We start from the raw sequence: 6,800 nt of genomic DNA on the forward strand, positions 1-6,800 counted from the left end.
GCTCAGCAGCAGCCGCCGGCCCCAGCAGCCCGTGCAGCAGCCTCCGGCCCAGCAGCCGCCGGCGCAGCAGCGTCCGACCCAGGCCGCGCCGCCGCGTCAGGTGACCTTCGACGACGGTGACGACCTGGACGTCCCCGACTTCCTGAAGTGACCACCGCCTGACGTGACACGCAGGGCCCCGACCGCACCGGTCGGGGCCCTGCGTCGCGTGTCGTCCGCCGACCGCGGGGAGATAGGTTTCAGACGTGTTCGCCTGGAGAGATGACGCCCCGGGGCTCGTGCGAGCCTTCACCGACCGACACGGCGGCCGCAGCGTCGCCCCCTTCGCCGGCCTCAACCTCGGCGCCCACGTCGGTGACGACCCCGACGCCGTCCGGGGCAACCGGGAGCTCGTCGAGCAGGCCGTCGGCCTGCCGCTCGTCCTCGCCGACCAGGTCCACGGCGCCGACGTCGTCCACGTGACCTCGCAGCTGCTCGACGGCCCCCCGTACCACCACCGGCGCCGTCGGGGAGGGCGACGCACTCGTCACCGACCTGCCCGGCGTCGCCCTGGGCGTCCTCGTCGCCGACTGCACCCCCCGTGCTCGTCCACGACGCGGCCGGTGGCCTCGTCGGGGCCGCCCACCGCCGGTCGGCCGGGGATGGTCGCCGGCGTCGTGCTGCGGCTCGTCGAGGCGATGCGCGACCTCGGTGCCCGTGACCTGCGCGCCACCGTCGGGCCCTCGGTCTGCGGACGCTGCTACGAGGTGCCGGCCGACATGCGGGCCGCGGCAGCCGAGGTCTCCCCGCCCTCCGCCGCGGTCACCTGGACCGGCACACCGGCCATCGACGTCGCGACCGGAATCGTCGACCAGCTGCAGGGCGCCGGCGTCCCGGTCGAGTGGGTGCCCGGGTGCGCCCGCGAGGACGACTCGCTCTACTCCTACCGCCGCGACGCCGGACCGGCCGCTACGCGGGCATCATCGGCCGGCGGGGCGAGTCGGCATGAGCGCCGAGCGTCGGGACGAGCTCGCCGCCAACCTCGCGGCGGTCGAGCAGCGCATCGACGCGGCCTGCGAGGCCGCCGGGCGGGACCGGGGGCAGGTGCACCTCGTCGTCGTGACGAAGTACTTCCCGCGCAGCGACCTCGACCTGCTCGTCGAGCTCGGGATGCGTGACCTCGGCGAGAACCGCGAGCAGGAGGCGGCGGCCAAGCTCGCCGACGGAGGCACCCCGGTGGGGGTGCGCGCCCACTTCATCGGACAGCTCCAGTCCAACAAGGCCGGCGCCGTCACCCGCTGGGCCGATGTCGTGCAGTCGGTCGACCGGCCCAAGCTCGTCGGTGCGCTCGCGCGCGGAGCCGAGGCCGCCGGCCGGGAGGTCACCGCCCTCGTCCAGGTCAACCTCGACCCGCAGGCAGACGGCGGTCGTGGGGGAGCGGACCCGGCCGACGTGCCGGCCCTCGCCGAGGCGATCGCGAGCTCCTCCCTTCGTCTCGGGGGACTCATGGCGGTGGCGCCGCTCGGGGCGGACCCGGACCCCGCCTTCGCCCGTCTCGCGGAGCTGTCCGAGGCCCTGCGCGCGGACCACCCGGAGGCGACGTGGGTCTCCGCAGGCATGAGCGGTGACCTCGAGTCGGCCGTGCGCCACGGTGCGACACACCTGCGTGTCGGGACGGCAATCCTCGGAGAACGTCCGTCACACCGGTAACTTCGGTGACACCGACGAGGCACCCGGCGACAAAGGATCTGACAGACATGACGGCACTGCGCAACGCGATGGTCTACCTCGGGCTCGCAGAGGACGACAAGCGCTACGACGAGTACGACGACCAGTACGTCGACGAGTACGACGCGGGTCACGAGCTCCTCGAGGAGGAGCACACCGCCGCCGAGGTCACCCCCCTGCGCCGCGTCCCCACGGCACCGGCCGTCCGCGAGGTGGAGGTCACCCCGATGAACCGCATCACGACGATCCACCCCAGCACCTACAACGACGCCCGGGCGATCGGTGAGAGCTTCCGCAACAACACCCCGGTGATCATGAACCTCAGCGACATGGACGACTCCGACGCCAAGCGTCTCGTCGACTTCGCCGCCGGTCTGGTCTTCGGCCTCCACGGCTCGATCGAGCGGGTGACCAACAAGGTCTTCCTTCTCTCGCCCGAGCACATCGAGGTCGACGCCGAGGGTGGCGACGCGCCCCAGCCGCGCGCCCTCTTCAACCAGAGCTGACCTCACAGCCGGGCCTCAGGCCCCCAACCTAGGCTGGACCCATGTCGATCGTCCGCGACGTGCTGCACCTGCTGCTGTACGTCTACTTCCTCGTCCTCATCGGACGCCTCGTCCTCGACTGGATCCAGGTCTTCGCCCGCCAGTGGCGGCCCCGAGGGGTCATCCTCGTCGTCGCCGAGGCGATCTACACGCTCACCGACCCGCCCCTGCGGGCCATCCGCACCGTCATCAAGCCGGTGCGCATCGGTGGCGTCGCCCTCGACCTCGCCTTCCTCGTCCTGATCCTCGTGGTCTCGGTCCTCCTGCGCATCGTCTAGGCTGGCCTCGATGCCCGTGCGCGCGCTGCGCGCCACGAGCGTGCACCCTGTCCAGTCGCTCAACGGAGGAACAATGGCGCTCACGCCCGAGGACGTCCTCAACAAGACCTTCACCCAGACCCAGTTCCGTCGCGGGTACGACGAGCGCGAGGTCGACGACTTCCTCGACGAGGTCGTCGCCGAGATGCGTCGCATGGTCAAGGACTCGGAGGACCTGCGGGCTCGCGCCCAGGACGGCTCCGGCTCCCGCCCGGCCGCCGCGGCCGCCGTCGCCGACACGGGCAAGGCCGACGAGGCCTTGACCCGCGAGAACCGCGACCTGCGCAGCCGACTCGAGGACCTGCGCTCCCGCTTCGACAAGGAGACCGCCGCCCGCGCGGCCGCCGAGAAGCGCGCCACCGAGCTCGAGCAGACCGCTCGCACCAACGACGAGCGCGCCAAGGGTGACGCCGCGAACCTCTCCAAGGCCCAGCAGGGCGCCGACGAGCGCATCGCGACCGTCAACGCCCGTGCCGAGGAGGCCGAGGCGAGCGCCCAGGAGCGCATCAAGGCCGCCAACGCCGCAGCCGAGAAGGCCGAGGCCGAGGCGAAGGCCCGCCAGGACGAGGCCGCCAAGGCCCCCGTCGCCGCGGCCAAGGACTCCGGAGCCGGCGAGATGGCTGCCGCCGCTGGCGGTGGCGCCGGCGCCTCCGGCCTCATCGCGCTCGCCCAGCGCCTGCACGACGAGCACGTCGCCGAGGGCCAGACCCAGCGCGACAAGCTCATCGCCGAGGCGCAGCGTCGCCACGACGAGCTCGTCTCCACCGGTCAGGGCAAGCACGACGAGCTGCTGTCGACCGGTCAGTCGAAGCACGACGAGTTCATCAAGACCGGTCAGGGCAAGCGCGACCAGTTCATCGGCGAGGGCACGACCCAGCGCGACAAGCTGATCTCCGACGCCCAGGCCAAGAGCACGACGATGGTCAGCGAGGCCGAGGCGCAGCGCAAGAAGATCCTCGACGACCTCAACGCCCAGAAGTCGAAGATCGAGACCCAGATCGCCGAGCTGACGACCTACGAGCGCGACTACCGCCGCAAGCTCAAGGACTTCATCTCGGGCCAGCTCAAGGGCCTCGACACCTCGGCGAGCGTCGCTCCCGAGCAGCCCGTCAAGCACTGACGAAGCCCGCGCGGATGCCGCGCGAGCGCTCCACGAGGCGGCGTCACCCGACACGGGTGGCGTCGCCTCGTCGCGTCCCGGAGGGTGGGATGTCGACGTCGGGAGGAAGAACACGGCGCGGTGATCCCGCCCACAGCGCCAAAACGTCGTACCCTTCGTTGACTCTGATCCGTGCAGGGGCACGGATCATCTCCAGGTGAGGATGGTCATGGCGGCGAAGAAGACGGCCACGAAGGCGGCGACCAAGGGGTCGACCGGCTCGAAGGCCACGAAGACCGCGACGAAGAGTGCGGCCAAGGCGGCGCCCGCGAAGAAGTCCGCTGCGAAGAAGTCCACGGCGAAGAAGGCTTCGGCGACGAAGGCTCCTGCGAAGAAGGCTCCGGCCACGAAGAGCGCCGCCAAGAAGGCGCCGGCGAAGAAGACGACCGCCACGAAGGCCCCCAAGAAGGCCGCCCCCGAGGCGCTCGTCGTCCGCGAGGACGAGAGCCCGTGGACCGCGAAGGAGCTCAAGGAGGTGCGCGCCGAGCTGCACACCGAGATCGAGCGCCTCACCGCCGAGATCGCGTCCGCCGAGAGCAGCCTCGACGAGTTCCTCAAGGAGCCGATCGACGGGGCCGGCGACGACCAGGCCGACGCAGGGTCCAAGTCCTTCGAGCGTGAGCACGAGCTGAGCCTCGTCGCCGGGGCCCGCACCGGCCTCGAGCAGAACCAGCACGCGCTCGACCGCCTCGACGACGGCACCTACGGGATCTGCGAGTCCTGCGGCAACCCGATCGGCAAGCTTCGACTCCAAGCCTATCCGCGTGCGACCCTGTGCATGTCATGCAAGAGTCGACAGGAGCGGCGCTGAGCGCCCCAGACATCCCATCCGACGACACCCCGGCGACGCGATCCCGCCCCGGGGTGCTTCGTTGGTATGCCACCACCGCGGTCGTCGCGCTCGTCCTCGACCAGGCCACCAAGGTCTGGGCGATGGGCGCGCTCGACGACGGGAGGGTCGTCCCGCTCGTCGGCGACGTGCTCTCCCTTCGCCTGATCCGCAACTCCGGCGCCGCCTTCTCGATCGGTGATTCGATGACCTGGGTCATGACCTCGTCGCGCTCGGCGTGACCGGGGCGATCGTGTGGGTCACCCCGCGCATCCGGTCGCTGGCCTGGGCTCTGGCCCTCGGCGCGCTGCTCGGCGGGTCGGTCGGCAACCTCGTCGACCGCTTCGTGCGCGAGCCGGGGCCGCTGCGCGGCCACGTCGTCGACTTCATCGACTACGGCGGGCTCTTCGTGGGCAATGTCGCCGACATCGCCATCGTCGGCGGGGCGATCGTGCTCGTGTGGCTCGTCTTCAGCGGGATCGGTCTCGACGGGACCAAGGAGGAGCAGGCCGATGCCTGATGTGCGCAACGTGCTCGTGCCCGAGGGCCTCGAGGGGGAGCGGGTCGACGCGGCCGTCGCCCGCCTCTTCGGCGTCTCCCGCACCCGGGCGGCCGAGCTGGCCGCCGACGGCAAGGTCCTCGTCGAGGGCGCCACGGTCGCGAAGTCGGCGCGGGTGAGCGCCGGCGACCACGTCGAGGTCACCCTGCCCTCCGCCGACGAGAGCCCCAGCCTGGCGATCGTCGCCGAGCCGGTGCCCGGCATGCGGATCGTCCACGACGACGACGACATCGTCGTCGTCGACAAGCCGATCGGCGTCGCCGCCCACCCGAGCGTCGGTTGGTCCGGCCCCGACGTGCTCGGCGGGCTGGCCGCGGCCGGCTACCGGATCAGCACGAGCGGCGCCAGCGAACGGCAGGGCATCGTCTCGCGCCTCGACGTCGGCACCTCGGGCCTGATGGTCGTGTGCAAGAGCGAGTACGCCTACTCCGTGCTCAAGCGCGCCTTCAAGCAGCGCACGGTCGACAAGACCTATCACGCGCTCGTCCAGGGCCTGCCCGACCCGCACGTCGGCACGGTCGACGCGCCGATCGGCCGGCACCCGAGCGGCGAGTACAAGTTCGCGGTCATGGACTCCGGCAAACACGCCGTCACCCACTACGAGCTGCTCGAGGCCTTCCGCCACGCGTCGCTGCTCGAGATCAAGCTCGAGACCGGACGCACCCACCAGATCAGGGTGCACATGGCCGCCCTTCGTCATCCGTGCGTCGGTGACCCGACCTACGGCGCCGACCCGAGCCTGGCCCGCACGCTCGGCCTCGAGCGGCAGTGGCTGCACGCGATGGGCCTCGGCTTCATCCACCCGGGCACGGGCGACTACGTGCACTTCGAGAGCACCTACCCGCAGGACCTGCAGACGGCGCTGGACCGGCTCGCCGACATGTCCTGACAGACGAAGGGGAGGGCGCCGGTCGGACCGGCACCCTCCCCTTCGTCATGGCTCAGTTGACCTGACGCTCGCGGCCCTCCCAGTAGGGGGCTCGCAGCTTGAACTTCTGCAGCTTGCCCGTCGCCGTGCGGGCCAGCTCGTCGCGGAACTCGATCGACGTCGGGGCCTTGTAGCCGGCCGCCTTGGACTTGCACCAGGCGATGAGGTCGGCCTCCGTGGCCGTCGACCCCTCGGTGACGACGACGAGCGCCTTGATCGTCTCGCCCCACTTGTCGTCGGGGACGCCGATGACCGCGACCTCGGTGACGTCGGGGTGCGAGAAGAGGACGTCCTCGACCTCGATGGACGAGACGTTCTCGCCACCGGTGATGATGACGTCCTTCTTGCGGTCGCTGATCGTCACGTAGCCGTCGTCGCCGACGACGCCGCCGTCACCGGTGTGGAACCAGCCGCCCTCGAAGGTGCGGGCCGTCTCGTCGGGCAGGTCGTGGTAGCCCTCCATGATGACGTTGGACCGGGCGAGGACCTCGCCGCTCTCGTCGTCGACCCGCATCCGGCAGCCGAGCGCCGGGGCGCCGGCGCGCACGAGCTTGGCCGCACGGTCCTGCGGCGAGAGCTCGTCCCACTCGGCCCGCGAGCGGTTGATCGTCAGCAGGGGAGAGGTCTCGGTCAGGCCGTAGATCTGGATGAACTCCCAGCCGAGCTCGGTCTCGACCCGCGCCACGGTCGTCGTGGGCGGCGGGGCGCCGGCGACGATGATCCGCACCGTGCGACGGGACGTCGGCCTCCACTCGC

The 6,800-nt window shown here is 71.3% G+C and carries 10 protein-coding genes; 9 read left to right on the plus strand and 1 reads right to left on the minus strand.

Going from position 1 to position 6,800, the window contains the following annotated elements; genetic code table 11:
* Positions 1-245: 245 nt before the first annotated feature.
* From AC2W7J_RS14030 to AC2W7J_RS14070, 9 genes are all read left to right on the plus strand, one after another.
* Positions 246-1,157 (plus strand): laccase domain-containing protein, encoded by a 912-nt coding sequence (locus AC2W7J_RS14030; RefSeq protein WP_485983134.1) that lies wholly within the window; start codon positions 246-248, stop codon positions 1,155-1,157.
* On the plus strand, positions 1,042-1,689 hold the full coding sequence (locus AC2W7J_RS14035) for a YggS family pyridoxal phosphate-dependent enzyme (protein WP_485983142.1): 648 nt from the start codon (positions 1,042-1,044) through the stop codon (positions 1,687-1,689). Before AC2W7J_RS14030 ends, AC2W7J_RS14035 begins: the two co-directional genes overlap by 116 nt.
* A 47-nt stretch (positions 1,690-1,736) precedes the next feature.
* Positions 1,737-2,213, plus strand: a complete 477-nt coding sequence (locus AC2W7J_RS14040) for a cell division protein SepF (protein WP_255185930.1) — start codon at positions 1,737-1,739, stop codon at positions 2,211-2,213.
* 41 nt (positions 2,214-2,254) lie between these two features.
* Complete coding sequence (locus AC2W7J_RS14045; protein ID WP_255185931.1) at positions 2,255-2,530, plus strand: YggT family protein; 276 nt, start codon at positions 2,255-2,257, stop codon at positions 2,528-2,530.
* A 10-nt stretch (positions 2,531-2,540) separates the two neighbouring features.
* Complete coding sequence (locus tag AC2W7J_RS14050; RefSeq protein WP_421006736.1) at positions 2,541-3,689, plus strand: DivIVA domain-containing protein; 1,149 nt, start codon at positions 2,541-2,543, stop codon at positions 3,687-3,689.
* Between the two features lie 202 nt (positions 3,690-3,891).
* Positions 3,892-4,539 (plus strand): TraR/DksA family transcriptional regulator, encoded by a 648-nt coding sequence (locus AC2W7J_RS14055; protein WP_255186328.1) that lies wholly within the window; start codon positions 3,892-3,894, stop codon positions 4,537-4,539.
* A 53-nt stretch (positions 4,540-4,592) separates the two neighbouring features.
* Entirely contained in the window at positions 4,593-4,799 is a 207-nt protein-coding gene (locus tag AC2W7J_RS14060) for a signal peptidase II (RefSeq protein ID WP_485983136.1), read from the plus strand.
* Entirely contained in the window at positions 4,796-5,077 is a 282-nt protein-coding gene (locus tag AC2W7J_RS14065; protein WP_485983138.1) for a signal peptidase II, read from the plus strand. The genes AC2W7J_RS14060 and AC2W7J_RS14065 overlap by 4 nt, the downstream gene beginning before the upstream one ends.
* The gene (locus AC2W7J_RS14070) at positions 5,070-6,005 is read left to right on the plus strand and encodes an RluA family pseudouridine synthase (protein ID WP_255185933.1); all 936 of its coding nucleotides are present in this window, start codon (positions 5,070-5,072) and stop codon (positions 6,003-6,005) included. Before AC2W7J_RS14065 ends, AC2W7J_RS14070 begins: the two co-directional genes overlap by 8 nt.
* Positions 6,006-6,057: 52 nt before the next feature.
* Here AC2W7J_RS14070 and AC2W7J_RS14075 read toward each other — a convergent pair.
* On the minus strand, positions 6,058-6,800 hold a 743-nt coding region (locus AC2W7J_RS14075; protein WP_485983140.1), incomplete at its 5' end, for a class I adenylate-forming enzyme family protein.

It is taken from the genome of Janibacter sp. CFPM2_SD2 (genome assembly GCF_057364645.1).

Excerpts from the sequence above, each read along its gene's own strand:
- AC2W7J_RS14040 (WP_255185930.1), top strand. The coding sequence starts at position 1,737 with ATGACGGCACTGCGCAACGCGATGGTCTACCTCGGGCTCGCAGAGGAC.
- AC2W7J_RS14045 (WP_255185931.1), top strand. The coding sequence starts at position 2,255 with ATGTCGATCGTCCGCGACGTGCTGCACCTGCTGCTGTACGTCTACTTC.
- AC2W7J_RS14050 (WP_421006736.1), top strand. The coding sequence starts at position 2,541 with ATGCCCGTGCGCGCGCTGCGCGCCACGAGCGTGCACCCTGTCCAGTCG.
- AC2W7J_RS14055 (WP_255186328.1), top strand. The coding sequence starts at position 3,892 with ATGGTCATGGCGGCGAAGAAGACGGCCACGAAGGCGGCGACCAAGGGG.
- AC2W7J_RS14070 (WP_255185933.1), top strand. The coding sequence starts at position 5,070 with ATGCCTGATGTGCGCAACGTGCTCGTGCCCGAGGGCCTCGAGGGGGAG.